The sequence below is a fragment of the Corynebacterium tuberculostearicum genome (assembly GCF_046097465.1).
GTDB classification, from domain to species: Bacteria; Actinomycetota; Actinomycetes; order Mycobacteriales; family Mycobacteriaceae; genus Corynebacterium; species Corynebacterium tuberculostearicum_I.
Map to the genome: position 1 here is coordinate 1,948,825 of NZ_CP175799.1, position 21,637 is coordinate 1,970,461.

At 52.5% G+C, this 21,637-nt stretch carries 14 protein-coding genes and 1 pseudogene; 9 read left to right on the top strand and 6 right to left on the bottom strand.

Translation table 11 applies throughout. From position 1 onward, the window contains the following. Entirely contained in the window at positions 1 to 966 is a 966-nt protein-coding gene (locus tag ACKFRX_RS09240; RefSeq protein WP_179386785.1) for a Fic family protein, read from the top strand. Between the two features lie 630 nt (positions 967 to 1,596). Here the strand turns inward: ACKFRX_RS09240 and ACKFRX_RS09245 are convergent. After that, positions 1,597 to 1,998, bottom strand: a complete 402-nt coding sequence (locus tag ACKFRX_RS09245) for a zinc-binding dehydrogenase (protein ID WP_250412965.1) — start codon at positions 1,996 to 1,998, stop codon at positions 1,597 to 1,599. 195 nt (positions 1,999 to 2,193) lie between these two features. Here ACKFRX_RS09245 and ACKFRX_RS09250 point away from each other — a divergent pair. The 5 genes and pseudogenes from ACKFRX_RS09250 to ACKFRX_RS09270 all read left to right on the top strand — a co-directional run. Continuing rightward, positions 2,194 to 2,349: pseudogene (locus ACKFRX_RS09250) on the top strand (organic hydroperoxide resistance protein); the annotation flags it as partial. Positions 2,350 to 2,858: 509 nt separating this feature from the next. Next, entirely contained in the window at positions 2,859 to 4,292 is a 1,434-nt protein-coding gene (locus ACKFRX_RS09255) for a DUF3375 domain-containing protein (RefSeq protein ID WP_408928281.1), read from the top strand. Next, positions 4,289 to 4,939: a DUF4194 domain-containing protein gene (locus tag ACKFRX_RS09260; protein WP_150850728.1), complete on the top strand. Its 651-nt coding sequence runs from the start codon at positions 4,289 to 4,291 to the stop codon at positions 4,937 to 4,939. Before ACKFRX_RS09255 ends, ACKFRX_RS09260 begins: the two co-directional genes overlap by 4 nt. Then, positions 4,932 to 8,294 (top strand): ATP-binding protein, encoded by a 3,363-nt coding sequence (locus ACKFRX_RS09265; RefSeq protein WP_408927713.1) that lies wholly within the window; start codon positions 4,932 to 4,934, stop codon positions 8,292 to 8,294. The genes ACKFRX_RS09260 and ACKFRX_RS09265 overlap by 8 nt, the downstream gene beginning before the upstream one ends. Further along, positions 8,281 to 9,411 carry a Wadjet anti-phage system protein JetD domain-containing protein gene (locus tag ACKFRX_RS09270; protein WP_408927714.1) on the top strand — a complete coding sequence of 377 codons (1,131 nt, stop codon included), beginning with the start codon at positions 8,281 to 8,283 and terminating at the stop codon, positions 9,409 to 9,411. Before ACKFRX_RS09265 ends, ACKFRX_RS09270 begins: the two co-directional genes overlap by 14 nt. Before the next feature lie 444 nt (positions 9,412 to 9,855). Here the strand turns inward: ACKFRX_RS09270 and ACKFRX_RS09275 are convergent. After that, a protein-coding gene (locus ACKFRX_RS09275) for an IS3 family transposase (protein ID WP_408920301.1) occupies positions 9,856 to 11,072 on the bottom strand; the annotation gives its coding sequence in 2 pieces (ribosomal slippage) (positions 9,856 to 10,811 and positions 10,811 to 11,072; 1,218 coding nt in all). Between the two features lie 735 nt (positions 11,073 to 11,807). After that, complete coding sequence (locus ACKFRX_RS09280; protein ID WP_200435382.1) at positions 11,808 to 12,248, bottom strand: hypothetical protein; 441 nt, start codon at positions 12,246 to 12,248, stop codon at positions 11,808 to 11,810. Positions 12,249 to 13,019: 771 nt separating this feature from the next. Between ACKFRX_RS09280 and ACKFRX_RS09285 the strand changes: the two genes are divergently transcribed. Next, positions 13,020 to 13,307, top strand: coding sequence for a type II CAAX prenyl endopeptidase Rce1 family protein (locus ACKFRX_RS09285; protein ID WP_408928282.1), 288 nt, complete (start codon positions 13,020 to 13,022; stop codon positions 13,305 to 13,307). Between the two features lie 363 nt (positions 13,308 to 13,670). Here ACKFRX_RS09285 and ACKFRX_RS09290 read toward each other — a convergent pair whose 3' ends face one another. Continuing rightward, a complete protein-coding gene (locus ACKFRX_RS09290) occupies positions 13,671 to 15,374 on the bottom strand; it encodes a hypothetical protein (RefSeq protein ID WP_200435380.1) in 1,704 nt (567 codons plus the stop codon). 582 nt (positions 15,375 to 15,956) lie between these two features. Here ACKFRX_RS09290 and ACKFRX_RS09295 point away from each other — a divergent pair. Further along, the gene (locus tag ACKFRX_RS09295; protein WP_408927715.1) at positions 15,957 to 16,247 is read left to right on the top strand and encodes a hypothetical protein; all 291 of its coding nucleotides are present in this window, start codon (positions 15,957 to 15,959) and stop codon (positions 16,245 to 16,247) included. Positions 16,248 to 16,262: 15 nt separating this feature from the next. Here the strand turns inward: ACKFRX_RS09295 and ACKFRX_RS09300 are convergent, their stop codons facing one another. Both ACKFRX_RS09300 and ACKFRX_RS09305 read right to left on the bottom strand, forming a co-directional pair. Continuing rightward, positions 16,263 to 18,029 carry a DUF726 domain-containing protein gene (locus tag ACKFRX_RS09300; RefSeq protein WP_408927716.1) on the bottom strand — a complete coding sequence of 589 codons (1,767 nt, stop codon included), beginning with the start codon at positions 18,027 to 18,029 and terminating at the stop codon, positions 16,263 to 16,265. A 273-nt stretch (positions 18,030 to 18,302) separates the two neighbouring features. After that, positions 18,303 to 21,062 carry an ATP-binding protein gene (locus tag ACKFRX_RS09305; protein WP_200435370.1) on the bottom strand — a complete coding sequence of 920 codons (2,760 nt, stop codon included), beginning with the start codon at positions 21,060 to 21,062 and terminating at the stop codon, positions 18,303 to 18,305. 374 nt (positions 21,063 to 21,436) lie between these two features. Here ACKFRX_RS09305 and ACKFRX_RS09310 point away from each other — a divergent pair, with 374 nt between their 5' ends. Beyond that, entirely contained in the window at positions 21,437 to 21,586 is a 150-nt protein-coding gene (locus ACKFRX_RS09310; RefSeq protein ID WP_200435369.1) for a hypothetical protein, read from the top strand. Positions 21,587 to 21,637: the final 51 nt, after the last annotated feature.

A 21,637-nucleotide genomic window follows, 5' to 3' on the forward strand; every position in this document is an offset into this window, starting at 1 on the left:
TTGATTGAAGAAATTCAATCTTCGAACGAGATTGAAGGCGTTCATTCCACAAAGAAAGAAATCGCGGAAGCTTTATCCAAGGCGGATTCTACTTCCACCAAGCGCTTCGAGGAAATGTCAGCGCTATATTCTTCGCTTACCGGACTCGATGGAAGTGAGGTCAGCTTTCCCACTCAGCTTGAAGATATTCGCGCGCTCTACGATTCTCTCCTCAAAGGAGAAATCGATGCTGAGAATGGTATCGACGGTGAGCTGTTTCGAAATGGCGTTGTCCACATCTTTGGCGGCAGCACCCAATTCACGTCCGAGGCTCACAACGAGCAAGATATTCGAACCAGACTCCAACAGTTCCTGGCGTGTCAAGCGTCTACTTCAAACGGCCTCATTAATGCCCTAGCAGGGCATTTTATGTTCGAGCACACGCATCCATTTTATGATGGCAATGGCCGTCTCGGCCGGTTTCTCATGGGCTTGAAGCTGCGAGAAATACTTTCTGTACCCACCGCGATGTCTCTTTCTCGAGAGCTCTCGAAAGACCGGCAAAAATACTACAAGTCCTTCACGGTCACCGAAGAGCCTCTCAATCGTGGCGAGGCAACGTTTTTTGTCATTGCGCTCCTAGAGATGTTGAGCTCGGCGCAAGAATCTCTATTAAACTCGCTTGAGCGAAAAAAGTTCGCCCTCGAGAAACTCGAAGGCCGAATTCAAGAACTGCGAAATGGGCCTGGAACTTCCAAAGAGGATCGCCGACTTAATATCCTCTTCATAATGGGACAAGCCGCGCTTTTTGGCCCTCTCTTAGGACTCGATCTCGACACTCTAGCGACCTACTTGGATAAAAGTAAGCAAACCGTCCGTGCCGATACGAAACGTCTAGTTAAGGAAGGGCTCTTGGAAGAGCGGTCACACAAGCCGCTCTCTTTTGCACTCACGGAAGAAGCCCGTGAGTTTCTAGACATTGAATAGCAACACTCGTAGTGAGAGATACTGCCCTTCTTGTCGAGTTCTCAATGCTGATAATGAGAAAGGGGCCAACCTAGCAGTCGTAGTACATCTAATCCTTAACACCTGGTGCCCAACACGCCGTGCCCCTTCGCGCTGCTGTGCATTCCACTCCTGTAGTCACCGCTGCGGATCCTTATTGATAAAAACGCGGGTTTTTAGCAATAAGATCCCCAGAGTGGATGGCTATTTTATAAAATCGTCGATTTTTAATAAATAGGGTTTCTCTGTCCATATCTTAGCCCCGCTAATTCTTCCTAGTACTCTCCCCAGCGAGAAACGTGGCTATTCAGGTTCAGGTGGCATAGAGGGCGAGTGCCACGCCGCGCTTCGCGGCGGATTCCCAAGCACAGTGGACGAAATCGCCGGAGCTAGCGTCGCGGAAGAAATACGTTGCCTACAAAGCTAAGGCGCTGCTCTCCTGCGATTTATGACTCGCTAAGGTCAACCACCCTCCGCATCCCCTCCCCTGCCGAACGGTGAAATGCCTCGGGAACTTGGGAGAGGGTGATAGGGCCATCGGTGACAGATTGCCAGTCAATGCGGGAGCCGGCAAGTAAGTCGACGGCCTGCTCAAGGTGATGCGGCTCGTAGTTATACACGCCGGTAACAGTGCGCCAGCCGCGGACAATCCATTCGGGGTAAGTCGATAGCAGGGCTGTCCGCAACGGAACCGGCGAGTACGGCCACGCCATTAATGTCGAGAGGCTTCAAACAGGTGATAACACCTTGGGGCGAGCCGGAGAATTCCAGCGCGACGTCGAAGTTCTCAACAATATCTAAAGCGGGATCGAAGTCACTAAAACCGGAGATGCAGGCACCCAGCTGAGCAGCGTACCTGCGCCGATGAGAGTTGGGATCCGTCGCGGTGACGGCAGCGCCCGCGCGCAAAGCGGCCTCCACCGCAAGGAGACCGAGCATGCCTAAGCCCACGACTAGTTCCCGCTTTTCCTTCAACGAGTCCATGGAGGGACAGGCCGTATCGAGGGCAGCCATAACGGTGGCTCCGGCACAGGAGACGATTGAGGCGGGGACATCGCCAAGCGCGGCCTTCGCCCCTGTTAGGCAACGAACCCGCAGTGCTCCCGCCAAAACACTCTCCATCGGAGCAGACCGAGGCGAGCGCGTAATAGTCAAGAATTCCGATCCAGATTTCACTATGACCAACCAAAGGACGTAAGCAGCTGCAGTGAGGGCTTCTACCTCTGCGTCAATCTCGAGGTCACCAATCCAAGCATTGGGGACGACAAGGCACAAGAGCTTGCCGACGCCGCCCACCAGATGTGCCCTTACTCCAAAGCCACCCGCGGCAACATCGAGGTCAACGTTGGTGTTGCACAGGACTAATCCTGGCGTCTAGCCTCTAGCCCCTCGCTACAGCATTGCTGTGGTGAGGGGTTTCTTTTCACAATTTACTGCCAACCTTGAAATAACGGAGTCTTGAATACAGCCGACACTATCTGCGGGAAACTCAAAATCATTGGGCTTGCTTAGATAAATTAATCCGCACTTTGAGAAAGCGGAAGTATGACTGGTTTCATCATCTTTTACAAACGAAAATCAGGCGAATCCTACATCACGCAATACCCTGACTCTGCTCCGTCTTTGGCGTCGGTGAAAAACCAATTCCCGGTACTTCATTGGAGTTGTCCACATCGTCGACGGTTCGGACGGGCTAAATGACCTGTCACCGGCACGGCGAATTCTGCCACATGTCGCGCACGGATCCTCTTTACACCCCTACTCGAAAACCCAAAAATCGAATAAATGAACCAGACACCACTGCACATGTCCGCCACAGCTGTCAAAATCGAGTCATGTCTGTTGAAGCTAGGGCCCTCTCACTGCGACGGTTAATGCACAATTCTGCGGCGGTACGACTGCTTGCGGCTGATAACGCGCCGGTAATTTTGGCGCTGATCGCAGAGTACTTCCCCCGCGGTACCCGAGCACGGCCAGCGGCGGAGGTATACGAGTTGATGGTCACTGATTTTGAGGTTATTGCCAACGATTTTGCCATGCCCCGTACGCCCCAGAGTTATTGCACTGACTGGGTAAAAGCAGGATGGTTGGTGAGAAAATCAGGTAAAAGTTCACACGGCGAAACGTTGGAACCAAGCGAAGACGCACTTTCTGCTCTAGAGGCCATCGAGCGGTGGGAGTCACCGGTATCTGCCGTCACAGCATCACGGGTGGAATCCATTAGCTCGGCCCTACAACGGTTAGCAAGGGACACGAATAAGGACATCGCCAGTCGCGTTGCCAGTCTCGAGGCAGAACGGAACCGCATTGACCAGGAAATTGAAAAGGCACGTTTAGGACAGTTCGAATCCTTAACCTCAGCAGAGACAGAAGAACGTGTACAAGACGTGCTTAATATGGCAACGGCGGTACCGAGCGATTTCGCCCGAGTGCGCCACGAACTTGAGGCCCTCAATCATCAACTACGCCGGCAGTTATTAGACCCAGAGGGATACCGCGGCGATGTGCTCGAAGAGATCTTCACCGGCGTGGACCATATTGCTGAATCTGAGGCTGGACGCAGTTTCCGCGGATTCTATTCCCTTCTTATGGATAGGGAACGCAGTGCATGGTTGGACCAGTGGATAAAAGAAGTTTTAGAAAGCGATACCGGCCAGGAGCTGGCGCCAGAAATGCGGCAGCACCTGCGAAATCTTTTCCGCGATATGGAAGACACGAGTTTCGATGTCAACCAGACGATGACTGGCTTGGCGCGTAGCTTGCGCAACTACGTTTCCTCAGAGCAGTTCGCAGAAGACAGGCGCATGATTGAGCTCCTAAGAGAGGCGCGCGGTATGGCCATTGATGCCGCACAAAACTCTGAGCTCAAGGCCTTTCACCGAATGGAGACGCCGCTGCAGCGCATCGGTATGTCCATCCACTCCGTTTCACGCATTCGCTTAGCCAACCCAGGTCGAGAGGTAGTAGAGGAATCACCTGAGGCGTTCCAGCCAGGCGAGGAAAACGCAGAAGCATTACTCGAGCTAGTGCGCGAATCAGAGATTGACTTTGAAGAGTTGCACGAGATGATTCGAAAGGCCGTCGATAAGGCGGGCCCGTGCACCATTGGCCAAGTATTGCAGGCCTACCCTGCCACGCAAGGCTTAGCTAGTGTAGTGGGCTTGGTGCACATTGCGGATCAGCACCCCCTGCCTGACTTGAGAAATTCCACGGAGAAGGTCTTTTGGACCGAAGAAAACGGCACAACACGCGCCGCCTTGATTCCCACTATGTATTTCGACCGCACCACCATTGAGGAGCTATCGTGACCGCTGCACTTAATCACCGCGTCGATTCCGAGCATGAACCGCCGCTTTGGAATAGCGATAAAGGGACGCTGACGTATAACTCACGCCGCGCGTTGGTACAGCTGCTAAAAGGACCACTTATTCGAGCACAGAAGGAACCTGTCTTGTGGGCTGCGATTATTTCAGACGAAGAAAACTTGCGGGCTAGACTGCACGAGTTATTTCTCGAGCTCGTTATCGATGAAGCAGAAGGATTCGCCTTCACCCGAATGGTGGAAGAAGAAACGTTAGCTATTCCGCAGGTGCTGCGCACGGATAAGCTCAAGCACATCGACACAGCCATCTTGTTAAACCTGCGCCAAGAACTGGGGCTGGCGCTACCTGGCGAACGTGTAATCGTGGACGTGGAAGACCTGCGAGAGGGAATCGGGTACGTCCGCGCGGTTGATAACCGAGACGAGGCCGGATTCAATAATCGCTTCAATGCAGCAATCAAACGCATCCGCAATGAATATTCACTGTTAAGCGCTACTGAGACTGAAGGCCGGTTTGAGGTTTCACCCGTATTGCGCCAGCTTTTCGATTCCGCCACAGTTACCGCCATCCGGGACGAGTACGCCCGCCTAGCGGAGACAGGGAATGGCCAAGAGGATGATTCCAATGACTAATATTTACCCAGGCCAATACCGGATAAGCCGCATCCAATTAATTAACTGGGGCACATTTCACGGATACTTTTCCGTCCCCGTAGCTAGAAAGGGTTTCCTAATCACCGGCGGATCCGGTTCCGGCAAATCTACCTTATTGGATGCAATGTCGGCGGTGTTAGTACCGCAGAAAGATCTGAAATTTAACGCGGCATCGCAACAGGACCTTGGGCGGCATGATGGTCGCAATCTCGTATCCTATGTGCGCGGTGCATGGCGGCAACAGGAAAATACACAGACGGGTGAGATTGCTCCCGAGTACCTGCGAACGGGCGCAACGAATTCAATTGTGGCGCTGACCTACGATAACGGAGCTGGAAAGCAACATACCCTCATCGCCATTTTCCGCCTCAATGGCGGTGAAAATTCCGTGAGCCAGGTTAAGAAGCTGTACGGAGTGGTGCAGGGAGACGAGGACATCGATAAGCTGAGTTCCCTGCTCACGCGGAGCCTAGATACCCGCAAGATTAAAGCTTTATATAAGGGACCAGGGGCATCTTTCACACAGACGTATAGTACGTTCGCAGATCGCTTTCGTAAGCGCCTTGGGATCAAAAGCGAACTAGGCCAGGTGCTCCTACACCGCACTCAATCCGCTAAGTCCCTGTCCAGCCTGGATCAACTCTTCCGAGGCTACATGCTGGACAAGCCCTCTACTTTCGAGCGAGCCGATGAAGCTGTGGAGCAATTCGAGGACCTCCGCCAAGCTTACCTGCGGGTGGAGGATGTCAAAGCACAGATTGACACACTCGCTCCCCTTCCTCGTCTGCATGCGCAGCGAGATGTTGCAGAATCTGCCAAGCACAAGGCCGAGGCCATGAGTGAAGCGCTACCAGCGGTCCGAGCTCGCATGGTGGCTGAGGAATTGGACTATCAAATCAGAGCGCTAAACGCGCAGTTGGCTGAGGCTCAATCAGATGCCGAGTCTCTCGAGGACGAGGTCAAACACCTCGACGAGACGGAGCGGTTAGCAGCAGTGGCTGTGTCTCAACTTAGTGCCGGCGAGCTCGATGCCCTAAGCGCAAAAATGGAGACTGCTGAAAAAGAAATCGAGCACCGCTCCAAAGAATTCCGGCGCTTGGCCACTGCCGCCGGCCGGTGGACCGACAATTATGAGTTCAATCCGCATGGCTTTGCGGAACTTCAGGCTAATGCGAAGCTGCGCATCGCGGACTTCGAATCTGACTCTGCCAAGCTCATCAATCAGCAGCAAGAGGCTGGAGTAGCTGCTCGCGACGCCGCGACAACGTTTGCCACTCTGAAAAGCGAACTCGCTTCTTTCGGTTCGCGAAACACCAACATAGACAAAGCATTGGTAGAGCTACGGTCCCAGCTCGCTCACGATACGGGGTACGCCGAGTCAGAACTTCCCTTTGCTGGTGAGCTCATGGATATTAGTCCACAACAGACGGAATGGGAGCCGGTCCTCCAAAAGCTTCTTCACGGGTTTGCTGCTACCCTGCTGGTTCCGGAAAGCGCACGGAAAGCGATTAATCAGTGGGTCAATTCTCGGAACGTGGGGACCCGGCTCGAATACCGCACCATCCCTGAGTTTGCACCCGCACCAGCAACTGCGCGTAGCCCACAACAACTCATTCACAAGCTGGATTTCCAAGACCACCCTATGGCACCGTGGGTCCGCCATCATATTTCACGCCGATTTAACTATGAATGTGTCAGTTCAGTCGCGGCGCTCGAACAGGTAACTAAGACCCCAGCGGTTACTCGCGATGGCTTAGAAAGCCGCCCTAAGGATAAAGATGGGTCTACCCGCTTTATTAAAGACGACCGCAGGCGTTTTTCCGGCACCAGCTGGTACCGGGTGGGCTCTACCAATGACGCCAAGATTGAGCTGCTGCGCACGCAACTCGATAAAGCGAAAGCCCATGCCAGTGCCACCGCCAAGCTAGTTCAAGACTTAAACCGAAAAATGGATGTCCTGCGCACTCAGCGCGATAAAGCGAAACTGGTGTTAGAGACTAAGTTTCAGGATATTGATACCGCATCTGCAGAAACTCGCAAACGAGATCTGCAACGGCAATATGATTCTCTCGCCTCGTCACCCGAGGCGAAAGCCCTACATGACGCGCACAATCAAGCAAAGGAAAGTCTAGCTGCAGCCCGTGCCCGCCTTAAGCAATCCCAAAAGCACCTTGGAAGCATAGAGGGCGAGCTCCAGCGCTCCACACAGCGTCGCCAAAACATCGGCACCGTACCTCCCATCGCTGACGAAACCATAGCCAAGGAGGTCAAAGAAGCCCTGCACAACGGAAGGCGCAAGCTTTCCATCGATGACATCGATGCCCGGCGCGATGCAGTACAAAACAGCCTGCACGATACATCCCGCGCGGCTGCACGAAACATCGAGGAGATAAATGCCAAGATTGTCTCCGTTCTCCACAAATACTTGTCTCAGTGGCCAGCTGAATCTGCGGATTTACAGCCACAGGCAAACTTTGCCGGTGAGGGCATTGAAAAGTTGAAGTTCCTTCGGGCCGATCGCCTTGCCGATTTCCGTGCTCAGTTCTTGGAACTACTCAACGGAACAACGGTGCAAAATCTGTCTCACCTTGCTTCTTCGTTGCGCCACGCTCGCAGCGATATCGAGCTGCGTATGGAATTTATCAATAAGTCGCTGGAGCGCTCGCCCTTTAATGGCGACCGTATCTTGCGAATTGATGTGAAAGACGCTCGCGGCCAGGTAGTACAGGATTTCCAGCGAGATCTAGATTCCGCGACTTCGCATAGCCTGGCCGAGATCAGCGCAGATGAGCCGGAAGCGGCGTTACGGCGCTACCATGCTTTGGACAAAATTCTCAGCCGCTTGGGTTCAACCCAGCCGGAAGATATTCGTTGGCGCAACCTGGTTCTTGATACCCGAAAACACGTAAGCTTTATCGGCCGTGAGTGCTACCCCGACGGAACAACCGCCAATACTTATCAGGATTCTGCGTCTCTCTCTGGTGGCCAGGCACAAAAGTTAGTTTTCTTCTGCCTGGCTGCGGCCCTGCGTTTCCGATTGGCGGAGCCGGATCAGGATGTTCCCACTTATGGTTCCATCATTTTGGACGAAGCTTTTGACCGCGCAGATCCGGCCTTTACCCGCACGGCAATGTCGGTGTTTGAATCGTTTGGTTTCCACATGATTTTGGCAACACCATTCAAGTTGATTCAAACATTATCGCCCTACGTCGACGGCACCATCGTGGTCAACTACGACGAGCCCATCATTCATGGCCGTCCACAGGCACGCACAGGCTATTCGCTTATCGACGCCGCCTCGTATCCCCAGGAGGACCCCAATGCGAATTCCTAAAGACCTACAAGCACATGCGGCAAAGCACCTGCGCAACCACTTTACGGAGGCGCTATCTTCACCGGATTCCCTCCGCTTGGACTGGCCGCTACATCCACCGACGGCAGCCACCGCCAAACGCGATTTACCAATGACTCAAAAATTCATCCGCGCCTGGCAGCGCTGGCCGCACCAGGAAGAGGTTATCTACGAGTCCCGCAATTGGTCGCGTACTGGGCTGGGCACCAATTCCGTGCCTGTACGCGTGGTAATTGATGGCGCAGAACGCATCGCTTCCGCAGCAGGCATGGCCACAACATACTCGCATGCGGTTCAAAGGGCCCAAAAGATCGCCTCGATCTTCCCCGAGCGCCCTGACTTCGCCTACACCGTTCACCGCGCTTATAAGCAGTGGAAGGACTTAAGCGCCTACGACCTGCATTGCTTGGAACCGTGTTTGAACTGGTTGCTCACCCATCCCGATTCCGGCGAGTGGGAACGCGCCGTCCCCGTAGAAAACGTTGATGGCAAGTGGATCGGATCCCACCGGCACCTGCTGCTAACCCTGCTTTCTCCTTTCGGCATCACGGAACTAGGACTGCGCCGCAGCGACGCCCGTGTTCGCTTGCGCTATCTCAACCACGCCCCGGCAATATCCGACCTCGAGATTCCACTCGCCCACGCCGCATCCCTCTTCCCCACCAGGCCACCGCGAGTGCTCATAGTGGAAAATAAACAAACCTTTCTGGCTTTGCCTGTGCTTTCTGACGCCGCCCCTCCCACTATTGCCGTTTTGGGCTCCGGCACCGCAGCGCAGCAGCTTCACGCCCTCGACTGGCTTCACCAATCCGAAATCACCTACTGGGGTGATCTCGACGCTGCGGGCTTCAGCATCCTCAACGCTGTGCGCGCCCGCTTCCCCCACACCACATCTCTACTCATGGATACTGCTACCGTAAATGCGTTTAGGCACCTCGCTGTCCCTGATCCAGGCGACGGTTCAGCCACGCTCACTCACCTCACCACCGAAGAACAGGAAGCCTACCGTCTACTCTTCACCGAGGGCAGGCTGCGAATTGAGCAAGAGCGAATCCCTTTCACACACGCGAGCGATGCTGTCCACCACAAGCTAAATTGATCTAACTTCCAAAGTTGCGCCCGGACAACCGAATGGTTGGGCTGCCACGTAATTGAGCCCGGGACCGTTACACAAATTAACTCTCAACATTGTCTGGCCCTAATACATATGCTTAGGTAACATTCGAACATCTTGGTGGTACTCGGAGTTTCCTCAGGGAGACTGCGCAGTCGAACTATTGGCATACAACTGAATCGATGCGTAGTTGTGATGGCCGCAAGAAAGTCGAAGAAATGCTCAAGCTATGCGATAACTTTGAGGATTTGCAATATATAGCCTGCCTTCGGCCACTGCAACAAAATCAGGATATTGAGCACGCTCGCCAAGATTGCCTCGAACAGCTCATTACGGCACTCACCAAGAACGAGCCTTCTCTGAAAGGCATAATTTTCGAAGCATGGGGTTGCCCGCAAATCGTGGACACGTAGTGGGGCTACCTAGTGTTTAGGCAGCTATTTCTTTTCTACTGGTGGTTAGACCAATGTGGTTTTCGAAGTCGACGGGACTGACCATTCCTAGTGCAGAGTGCCGGCGCCGACGGTTGTAAACGACTTCCATCCAGTAGGCAACGGCCTTGCGCGCAGCATCGCGGGTAGGCCAACGCTTACGGTCGTAGAACTCGGTTTTAAGCGTCGACCAGAACGACTCAGCCATCGCGTTATCAAAGCACACACCAGTACGCCCCACAGACTGAGCAATGCCCAGGTTATGGCAGACTTCCCAGAGCTTCTCGCTGGTAAATTGCGTTCCGCGGTCAGCGTGGAACACCAGCCCATCAGGAACGTCACCGCGCAGTGTATATGCCATCCGCAGGGCCCGTTCGACCAGGCATGTATCTTGAACGCTATCCATCGCCCAGCCCAGCACCCTGCGGGAATGGCCGTCGCGGACCGCACACAAGTACAACCATCCCTCGCTGGTGCGTAGGTAGGTAATATCCGACATCCACACTCGGTTGAGCTCACCAGTATCAAACACGCGCTTGACCAGGTCAGGAAGACTCGACTGACGCTTAGCTTGAATCGTTGTCACCGGGACAAAGGCACGCGGTGAAATCCCTTCAATTCCCATCAGGCGCATCCGCTTAGCCACAGTCTTGCGATTCAGGGTGATCCGGTAACGCTCGGTAAGTTCTGCGGTGATCCGGGGAGCACCATAAACCTCATCGGAGTCTTTCCAGATCTGATGAATCTTGCGGTCAACGTCATCGTAAAATGTTGCACGATTATCTTTTCCGGATAGTCGTTTCTGCTGCGTATCAGCCCATTTGTAGTATCCAGACCGAGACACTTTTAATAGCCGTGCCATGCGTTTGATGCTGTAGTTTGCCTTCTCCTGCTGCATCAATTCGAACTTTTCTGCTCGCGTTGCTTCGCGGCGAAGAAGGCTGTCGCTTTTGACAAAAACTCATTATCCATCTTGGCTTCCGCCAACTCACGGCGCAGACGAGCATTCTCAGCACGAAGATCCGCCTCACTCATCCCATCCGAGGCCCCTCGGCGTTCACGCTCGAGTTTGACCCACCGGCCTAAAAGCCCGGCGGAGACGCCAATCTCCTTAGCCACATGAGCGATCGGGCGCTCTGACTCGATTACAAGGTTCGCGGCTTCACGCCGGTACTCCGGCGTGTACTTCTTGCGCTGTTGACTCACAATGAACATCCTCTCCTACGGACACAAGATCCGTACAAATAGGGTGTCCACTAAACGAGGGTAACCTCAAGCACGCCGCTCTCAGTCAGATAACGATAAAGACAGAAATACCCTCAAGCGCATGCGAAAGAAAAGTTCACTGCACCCTGGAATCAACATGGCATGGGTTAGCCCTGCCGATGAAACTTGCCTTTGGATTCCGGACCTCGTCGCTTTTACATACAGGCGCACTTTTACCCACGGAGGACAAAGCACATCCCTTTACCAAAAATACCTGGAAGAGCATTGCAGAATTCTGAAGGTAACTCCGAAGCAACGATCTCCGAATCCGAGTCGAAATTCGAAATAAAATGACCCTCACCTGCCAGTAGCCTCGGTGAGGGTCGAGCGGCTGTACATAATGTAGGGCCGCTCCTGCTATAAATTATGCTCTACCAACCTCTTGAGAGTCAATAGCAGCTCCCTAGGCACATCTTGACGGAGGGTGTCTGATGGTTCATGCGTGGCTACCCGAACTTGCATGAGGAAACGGAACAGAATGACTTCTGTCGAACCGCAAGATCTAGGCTGATAAGCCCAAGATTGATGCGATAGAAAAGAAGTTGCTTGCTAACGCTGAAGCCGCGACACTGATTGGATGACCCAGTCACGGCCTCCACGGATACTTAAAACCTGGTTTCGGGTCATGTAACACACCTCGATAATCAAGGGTCCGAGCTGCGGCCTCTGATTAAGTTGCCCGGCCTAATGTTCCTTTTCCCTTTCTTCCCTTTCCCTTCTTCTGGCTTGTCTGCGCTCGCGTCTTCGAGCACGCTTTGCCTTGCGGATGTCGACGACCCAACGTGGAACAAAAGGCCACGGAAGCGGAATCCCGACCGCACCCGTTAATCCAATGAGCGCGATGCCGAGAGCTGCCATGCCCGCAAACATCAGCACGGTTGTGACAAATTCGGGAGGGTTTAAACTGTCGACCAACCCTGCGATACCGCAAACGCCCATCATTAGCGAACCGTAAGGATAGACGAAAAGGACGCCATCACTTTCTGCACCTTCCACATCGCCTGAGTCGTACCACTCTTCCGATCTGGGTTCCCTTCGCTCACACCTGATGTAGTACGTCCAGTAGAGCACCATAACTAGCACTAACCCGGCGTATACGAGCAGCTCAGTAATATCCCCGTCCATCAAATAGGCCTCCTGCGGCTGCTGGTTGCGGTATGTAGTAAAAGGTACCAGCGTCTGCGGAGGTGAGTACTGAAATGAAGCGTCCTGGGTTTAGCTCCAACGCTAAAAGCCAGCCCCCGAACCCTTATTGTTAAAAACGCGGGATTTTAGCAATTAGGCCGCCGCCACAGACCTCTATTTTATAAAATCGGCAATTTTTAACAAGTAGGATCCCGCCGGCGCCTCACCGTCGCCGATTCCGCCGAGCGAGCCCTCCGCTAAAGCGTGGCGAAGCCCGTCCACGCGACATAATGCGAAAGGACCGCTCTGCGCTAGGGGTGGATTTTCAGGCGCGGCGAACGAGGTCGGCGGAGCTGATGGCAAGTGCCCCGGCCCAAACGGCCGCGAGCGGAAGAACACGCCGAACCAGCCGATGTAAAGCGCGAGGTTCCAGCCATGTGCGCTGGCGTGGATGCGGGCAGGCTATAGCGCATCATCATCCCCGCGCTCTTAGGGCGGCCGACCTTATCGCCTCCGCGAATGCTACGGCCGGCTCCGTACAGTGTTACCTAGTTGCATCCTTTACCGCCACCATCTGGCTATTCGCTCTTGTGGGGCAACCGCCATTGCTTTCCGGCCACGAATCGCGCGAGTTAACCCGCGGCGCCGCCAAAGACATAGCGCTCATCACTCTTTTCACCCTCGGCGGGCTCAATGTTCGCTTCACCCCCTTGATTGCAGAGCCGGTGAGCGACCTGCTGGATAAAATACGCCACGTCGTACCCCATTACCCTGGCCACGCTCATTATCGACGGCGTGGGCGACGAACTTTTCCTCCGCGACATTGCCCGCCGCCAGCTTGCCGACGCCCTCTCCGCCACCGCCATCCTCACCCAACTAGCCCTCTTCATCGCCGTCACCGCCGCAATGGGCATCCCCCTCCTACTCGAAGCCTCCGTCCTCACCGGCGGCATCGCGGCACTAGAAATCCGCCGCGCCGACAACCTCATCTCCTCCACCACACTGCACCTAGTATGGAGCACCAGAATGGCGTTCCTGTTGCCGGTGGCTATTGGGTAGTCAAATAGGTATTTTCCGCGTCGTTATCTTTGACCAGTATTCCCAAATGTGACCAGTGATGAATTTAGGAGGTGTTTAAGGTAGAGCCATATCTTAAACACGCGCCCCGTCAAATTCGTCGCCCACCTATTAAGGCGGTTGACACCATTAATCATTCATTGCTCTACCAAAATTGCAGGTTTCAACAGCAAAAGATCCTCCCGTTCCGCAACGCACTTTTCGAAACGGGGTAGGCAGGCGCAACACGGTGACTATTTTTTCATTGCCCGTACTGCAGCAGGGCCCCGATAAAAAGAATAGTACCGAAAATCAAGGCGCAACACATTCCTCCCCTGTGAAGACCACCATCTAGGATTCTGAGCGTTAGGGGCCCTCATCTGCGTCCTCAAGAACGCGATACTCACTTGCATCTCGTTCCCCTAGCAATTTGGGGCTACACCTTTCGTCCTTTCCCCACTCTTCCATCTGATTTCGAATCTTCTCCGCATAACTTTCAAGGGCAAGCTGGAAATTGGCGGGTTGCTTTTTATCGAGGATAGAAACAACTTCGAGGCTGAAATCAATAATCTCCGCACTAAGTGGTGCTAGTGAGGTCTCAGCCGTATTTTCTGTTCGCGCTGAGTGTACAGTTTGATTACGGTAATGCGCCATCCTCGTGAGAGCCCACTCTAGGTTTTCCTTAATTTCAACGACATACGCTTGAATAGAATCTCCAGTTCTTAATCTCTTGGCTGCTTCTTTAAATCTCCAGTGTGCTAGAGGAGAAAGGTTCGGCTTCAGATCTGCAGCTTCTGCAGTGGTCTGAAGAAGATATTGATGAAAATCGAACAAGCTTAGCCCTTGAAGCGTTAGAAGTTCATGCCTTTCATGATCGCTAGAAGGGGCGTCCTGCATATTCTGGATTTCGACCCTTAGTATCTTTCTGCAATACGAAACTACGCCCCGCGATGCGGCTCGGGAGCCCAACAAAGCAATATTGGTGATTACCTTTCCCTGCGCATTCGAGCTTCCTGAGAAAAAACTTTCGAGGGCAATCCAAGCAAAAAGCACGCTGACAGTTTTCGAGCGTTCCGTTTTTAAGCGTGAAGCAAAGCGAAGCGAATTCGAAATCGCAGAGTAAGAATCCAGCACCATAGGTTCGAGTTGTCCATGGACTCTAGTGTCACCTTTGTTATTAGATTGTCTACCTGTTTGCAGTTCGAGCACGAAGACTTTACGCTTTACACCGATGTGTTTGCCTCGATTTGCTACGTTTACAAGATCGACTATTTGATCCGCCATAACCAAGGCCTTCTCGCGTGCACCATCCTGGTCCCAAGCTCTTACCTTGACCACCATTATCACGCAACGAAGCTCCTTTTTCTGTGCCCTTTTAGCTCTAGGCTTCTTAGCACTATCCCAATGCTGTTCGCAAAACTTTTTAAGCCTTCCTCTTTCAGCCTGTGAAAACCATTGTTCCTTTCCCCTCCTGAGTGTTTTTACACAGTCTTGAATCTCCCTTGGGAGTTTGGTCAAATTAATATTGCTAATTCCGTCTAAGACGACAGCAACCTCATAATCTCGTTGCTTTTCCCGCAACAACTGAGTCAGTACTGTTAAGAAGTCCTGCGGTTTGATCGCCGGAAACTTCTCAAATCTCTTGTTAAATGTCTCTAAAGTTTTCCGCGGCGTACGGCCCGCGTCCACCAAATTCCTCGAGATTGCGATAAGCGCCCGGTCGATATGCTTATACGGCTTCGCCTCCTCGTAGCGACTATTGATCGCTCGTTTCAACTTCTCGAAGGCACAGTTTATATATTCCGAATCCATTTCCACAAGAGACTGCTCAAGACATTGCTCGAGCGCGTTTGCCTGACCTAATATAAATTCAGTCCGCTTATTGGTCTCATTACTTTTCGATTTGGGGATTGCGTCAAGCTTTTTCAGGAACTCAGTTAGAAAATCTTTTAGTTTTAGCGTTGAGTCAAAGTTTTCCTGGATAAGAAAATCAGTTTTAAGCAATTTGTGAGTTCTTCGCAAGCAAGCAATCAAATGATAATTTACAAAGCTCGGCTTGTCTTGGTACATCTGCAGTAAGTCTAAAGCTTCTCTTACAGATTCCTGTGGCGAGATAGACAAATGAACCGAATGAAAGAAAGGTGTCGTAGGATCCAAAAGTTCTACGAACCGTTGAATGGCAAACTTAGTTTTTCTGGTTTCACTCTTGGCAACCAAACCCAAAACCTCTAAAGAGCTTGCCCTCAAGCTAAGTCCTTCCCGTTACATGACTTGAGGGCCCCCACCAACCAGGAAGAAGCCCTCAAGTTGCGTGCTTGCACGCTTTATCTCTAGTAGCAATAACCCGACTTCTTCGAAGCGGACCATTACCTCTGATGTCTATTATGCTAATCCGCCAACCTTCAGACCGCAAGACGAACACGCTTCAGTTCTTAATTTTCATCACTGACAGTGCGGAACACCAGGGCACTTCTCTTGCCTCAACTAGAGTTTAAATTGACGTCTTCGTCCTTCTAGTCGGTTCAAGCTTAAGATACTTTTAGGACTCGCCATTAGCCACCGAACCACAGTCAGAAATAGAAGTTCCACAAATCGTCAATAGAGGTACTCGGCGGGCTTATTGTTCGCTCCATCCCCTTGATTGCTGGGCCAGTGAGCGACCTACTGGATAAAATACGCCACGGAAGTATCCCCATTACCCTGGCCACGCTCATTATCAACGGCGTGGGCGACGAGCCATTCTTCCACGACATTGCCCGCCGCCAGCTTGCCGACGCCCTCTCCGCCACCGCCATCCTCACCCAACTAGCCCTCTACATCGCCGTTACCACCGCAACGGGCATTCCCATCCCGTTCGTTGCTTCCATCCTCATCTCCGCCACCACACTGCACATAGTGTGGAGCACCGGAAAGGCGTTCTTATTGCCGGTGGTTATTGGATAGTAGGCAGCGGCCCGCCTAGTCTTGAGCGGCGCGAGCTAGCTGTACATTCTCGTAGTAAGCAGAGTGCGACTTAACCGCCTCACTGACATCGTGATTAACGGCAAAGGGCGCGTTCAAGCCCTCAAAACCGATGGGTTTCCTTCCACCCATCGCGGCAGGATATAGGTACCCAAGAACTCGGTCATTCTGGGAGTGATAGTTGTGAACCACTCCAGATAGGGCTTCACCAGCAGAATCCCACTTCGTATCTTGACCAATGGCCGCGCCCAAAAGGTGCACGGCTTCAACCCGGACCTCGTTTTCAGTTCCGACAGCACCCGCAAGTGCAGTAGCAAGGTTTAGCATGACGCGGCCACCCAAACTATGGCCAACGAGTACCACGGACTCTAGGTTGGAGCGCTGGATAATTGCGGCGAGTGCCAAGGCAGTCTTGTTTGCACGGTTAACTGCAACCGTCCACGGGTTCTTAACCAAATCCAGGGCGCCTAGTGCTAAACCAGCAGGCGTTGCCTTCTTAGCCAGCTTCTTTCCGGCATGTTTGACCATGCCCTTCAGCACGGCGCCACCAGCAAGACCAGCACCTGGAGCTAGGAAACCTGCAAGCTCACGCATTTCCTTGCTGCCCCACGTCACGAGGTAAATCGGGGCATCGGGGTACGCGGCTTCTACCGATTTAACTTCGGTACGCCAATCAAGCTTCTTCTCGGTGGTAAAGCCGCGTGCAATAAGAACGGGCGTGCCGCTCCCCTTGCGGACGCATTGAATATCAAAGGAGTCATCCTCGCCAACATACGAGTTAAGCGCCTTAATTCCGTAGGCGGAGCCGAGCAGTCCACCAGCAGCTGCGACGACCATGCTTCCGCCGGCCATGCCCAACCCGCCTGATGCCAAGGAGCCGAAGCCGAGCGCTGCTAGGCCAGCATTGTGGGCAGCAGCCCCAGATAACCCAAGTACCGTGGTTCCATATGCGCTGCCTACCATCGGTGCGGCAACCCATCCACCGGCAACTCCGAGCACTAGAGCGCCGGCGCCAACAGCAGCAAACTTGGCTGCGCGACCAACATTGGCTGCCTTGAACTCGCGCAGCTCACTCCACTGGGTGAGGTCATCAATGCGATGCTCGAGGCGCTCAAAGTCCGGAACCTGATGAAGGTGTTCTGCACACACGGCCGACAAAGCCACCAAGCCCAGGCCAGCAGCGGCGAAGTTATCGCACTGGGGCACGGTGCAGTGGGACGTCGCCGAGCCACAGCTCTCGCATACATACACCGATTTAGACTTGGATTTCCTGTGGGTGGATTTGGTCAGGCAACGGGAGCACCAGCCTTCTTCGGTCTCGCCACTTAGCGTGTCCATGAGCTCGGCCAAAGTCGTGGCCAACTTTGCGGAAGCAATAGCCTGCTCCCTCAGCTCTTGGACCTCTCCCTCTTGGCGCTTGACTGCGCGCTTTACCGCCTTAGCGGCGAAGTCTCTTTGATCATCTGGACTAATGAATTCGTTATTGAAATTGAAGTCTTCCTGAACCGCAGCCACGACAGACGGAAGTTGCGCTTCCACATCATCCGACTCCTTCTGCCCCACCGCGGCAAGCCACAGCGCATCAACAATCGCCGGCGATCCAGTAAGCTCCGCATCACCCTCTACCTCCGGCGACTGGACATCACCATGCCGCGCAACATGTACAACCCGCCCAAGATTGGAACGCAGCTCGCAGGAAAAAGAGCCATCATCCTCAGAGTTGAACGAAATTGCGGCAGACTCAATGGAGTTCTTCTTGGCCATGGCGCGTAGCCTTTCAGTAAAGGATTAAGGAATATTTAGATTTTATACCAATCCTTCTACATGCAGCGCCTTAGAGCCGCTTGCCGACGATTTTGCATGTTACCTGGAAAGTTTTCCGAGCGCCTTAGTGCCCTCTCCACATCCGCTAGTCCCGCCCGGAACCTTCACAACGATTCCAATGAAGCAGCGACATTTTGGAGCAACGAAGGTAGGTGGCTCAAGTCCACAGAGCCTCGGTTCACCCCACATTAGTTGCCAATTCATCGAATATTTCTATATCTGGAGGTTGAGTTTGCTCAAAATGGCTTCCGAATCGACTGGTTCATGACGCTTCTTCCAATGCTCATCCTGATCCCGCCACTTTCGGACTTCGGATTTAAAGCTTTCTAAAGTCCCATTTTCCTTGTGCCATAACCAGGCTTCGTAGGGTTGTGTGACATGGAGCTGCCCATTCTCTACATAGGGTTCTTCAAATTCCCATACTGGCTCAGGATCAGTCGAAATCGGATCTTCCAATTCAACGCCGCATTGAGAAAAGAAGTGGTGCGCATACCCAAACGACGAACGAAGCTCATCGCAGTCAAAGAACTTCATCATTTCAACCTCCGCCTGAAGCCGCTTCACTGGGAGAGATTGATTAGAGTAAGGCTGTGCCTTTTTATAAGCACGAAGCGCCGGCTCAGGATCAAACTCTTCAAAGAACTCAGCGTAAGTAATATATGCGTCCACAAGTTCAGGATCGTCTGAGGCCAATTCCTCCTCACATGAGCCGAGATAGGTGACCAAGTTTTGGCAGTAGTCCGTGAAGTTGTACCAGGAGGGCAAATTGACAAGTTCTCTACGGGCATTTCTCACCGCCTCGATCGCTGCTGGTTTGCCCTCAGGCTCGGCCTTTTCTACCTTCTTCAGGCTCCTGATAACTTCGTTTTCGTAGAACTTCCACGTAGCTGTTTCTACTGACGGAAGCCAAGGAAAACTAACATAAACCTCTGGGTGAAAAAGTCCCTTCGTTTCTTCAATAAGCCTTTCACAGAGCTTCTTTCCGACAAAACGCGCACGCCCATCAAATTCTATTGAATACTCCGCTATTTGAGCGAGAACCTTCCTACGCTCATCGCCGTCGATAGATTTAGATTCGATTAATTTACCAACTCCGTTATCGATAAATTCAATGGCAGGCACAGCCCTGTTTTCCAGCATTGAAGCAATTTCCATTGCTACTGCCTTCAATTCAACTTCTTGCCTGCCTTCGCCCGAAAAACACAGCACTCGCACGACACGACTCAATTTCAAGGCCATAGCCGAGTTCTTGCTTAACAGGGCATTACAGGCCATTCGCCAAGCTGCTACCGAAAGCAAATCTGCATTCTCGATGGCGCTGCAATCATCATCTAGTAAACGCTCAATATCGTCTCTACGGAGCTCGACGTAAGCACGAGAAATTGTCAAAAAATCGCTGTCGGATATGGCGCCGTCTAGGCCCTCCGAATCCGCACTTCTGTTTTCCCTTTTTCGCAACCAGGTTTCAATCAGGAATTGGACAACGTCGCGTACATCACCACCGACAACAGGACCGACTTCTCTTTCAGCGACTGCTTTCGCGGTCTCCCACAAAGCCGGTTCAGCGTAGCGCTGCGAAGTCGATTCGCGAAGGCACCACCCTGCCGAATCACATGCTTCATCAAGAGCTGAAATTACGTCGAGCTCGGGCAGATCGAGCGACAAAGCCGGATTATGGCTAAGCAAGTCTTCAATAATATTTCTGGAAAATGGTCCATGAGACGTACCCTGGCCAAAACGCGCAACTGCTGCATACTTCAAGACTCTTCTCGTAGCTGGCGGTAGCTGATACCACCGCTGCTCAAACCAACGTGCAACATCACCTTCTCGCGGCAGCAAGCGTTTATCATAGGTGAGTTCTGCATAGTTACGCCCAATCGAATATTGGACGTCGTCGGTACCAAGCCACAATTGAAGGTTTAGGGGGTTCTGAAGTATCTCTGCCTCAGATACAAAACGCGACAATGCCTCTTTTTCCCTCTGAGTCAGTTCACTACTTTTCCTATTAGCGAATAATCTGAGCGATCGCTCTACAACACTTTCCAGTGCAGTTTTTCCGGGGGTTCCGATAGCCCAGATTTCTTTAACTTCACTTGGAGTCCGAAGAGACCATCTCGAATAAGGACCGCCAGAAATCCGCTCTTTCCAAGACGTAGCCACAATAAGCACAGGGGCCTTCTTCGGCTTTCGTATTGGTTTCTCATCCTGCGTGGATTCTTCTTCGAATAGAAGGCGATCAAGGAATTTTCCGAAAACCTCCGGCATGAGGTGCAAATCCTCGATAGCCACAATTGCCGGAACCTCGCTTGTAGCGATTTCTTCGATGGATTCCACCAGCAATTGGACCTTATGATCTATCGCTCCAGAGTCTAAGCCAACCTTTTGGTGAGTTTTTATCGCTTTTCTTTCCTCCGAGGCATTCATTACCTCCTTACCGGCCTTGACGCCAAGTCCCATGAACGGCGGCAGCCCAAGTAAATCCTGCAACGCATCCATTCCCTCTTCTTTAAGAAGATCCACGCCAAACCTCTTAGCCTCAGCGCAAAAGCTTTGGAGGGCGCCTTTGTCATTCTTTATAGCAGCGCCTAAAGCCGGTTTGTGGGCTACTAATTGATGTTCCAGCATGTCCGAAAGCTGGAAGAAAGAACCATCTTCCAGCTGTGCACAATTAAATGCCCACCACCCGTACTTCGGAAGAACATTCGCCCTCCAGTAGAAGTCGTTCAAGCTGGGAGCCAACAACTTACGCGCACGAAGGAAGTCCGCGTCAGGATCATACAAATCAGGCCAATAGGAATTAGCCCCTTGTTCTTCTCTCAACTTGGAATAAAGCTGCTGAACAATCCAAGTCTTTCCCGTTCCTGATGCCCCCTCAAGCACAATCATTCGTGGACCAGACCAATCCCCATTGCGGAGTTGGTTTATACGCTCAAGTAGTTGTTGTATGGCTTGCGAATGGCTCAATTCTCTCATACGAATCCTTCATAGAAGCCGACCTATTGCTTCATCTGAGCTTTTCTACGTCTACGCGACGTGCTTTCTTCAGCAGAAAGTAGTCGCTCCCAATGAACTAGACTAGCGTCACACGCGGGATCTTTTTTGGATTAATGCTCATCGTTCGATACGATTCGCTCCTTCCCCGAACGTGCGAGTTTTCGAAACTGATTTACAGACCAGAACGGGCACCATACCTGGATCAGAGCTGGACCGTTTTCGGGGTGGAGAGTACACGGCAGTATTAAGCCTAGCCCTAGAAGATTAACCGACGAAAGCAAACCCCAATTGCCTTTTTGAAAAGCGCCTGATGGTGACTGGGGAACCGAACCTGCATAAGCCGGTGGAGCAAAATGGATACTGACGCACGACGAGACCAAGAGGCTAAGCGCAAGATTGATGCAATTGAAAAGAAGCTGCTTGCTAACACCGAAATCACGATACTGATTGATAACTCAGGCACGGCCTCCACGGATGGCTATAACCTGGTTCGGAACATGTGACACGCCTCGATGATCAGGGGCCCGAGGCTCGGATCCAAGACCCCAGAAAAG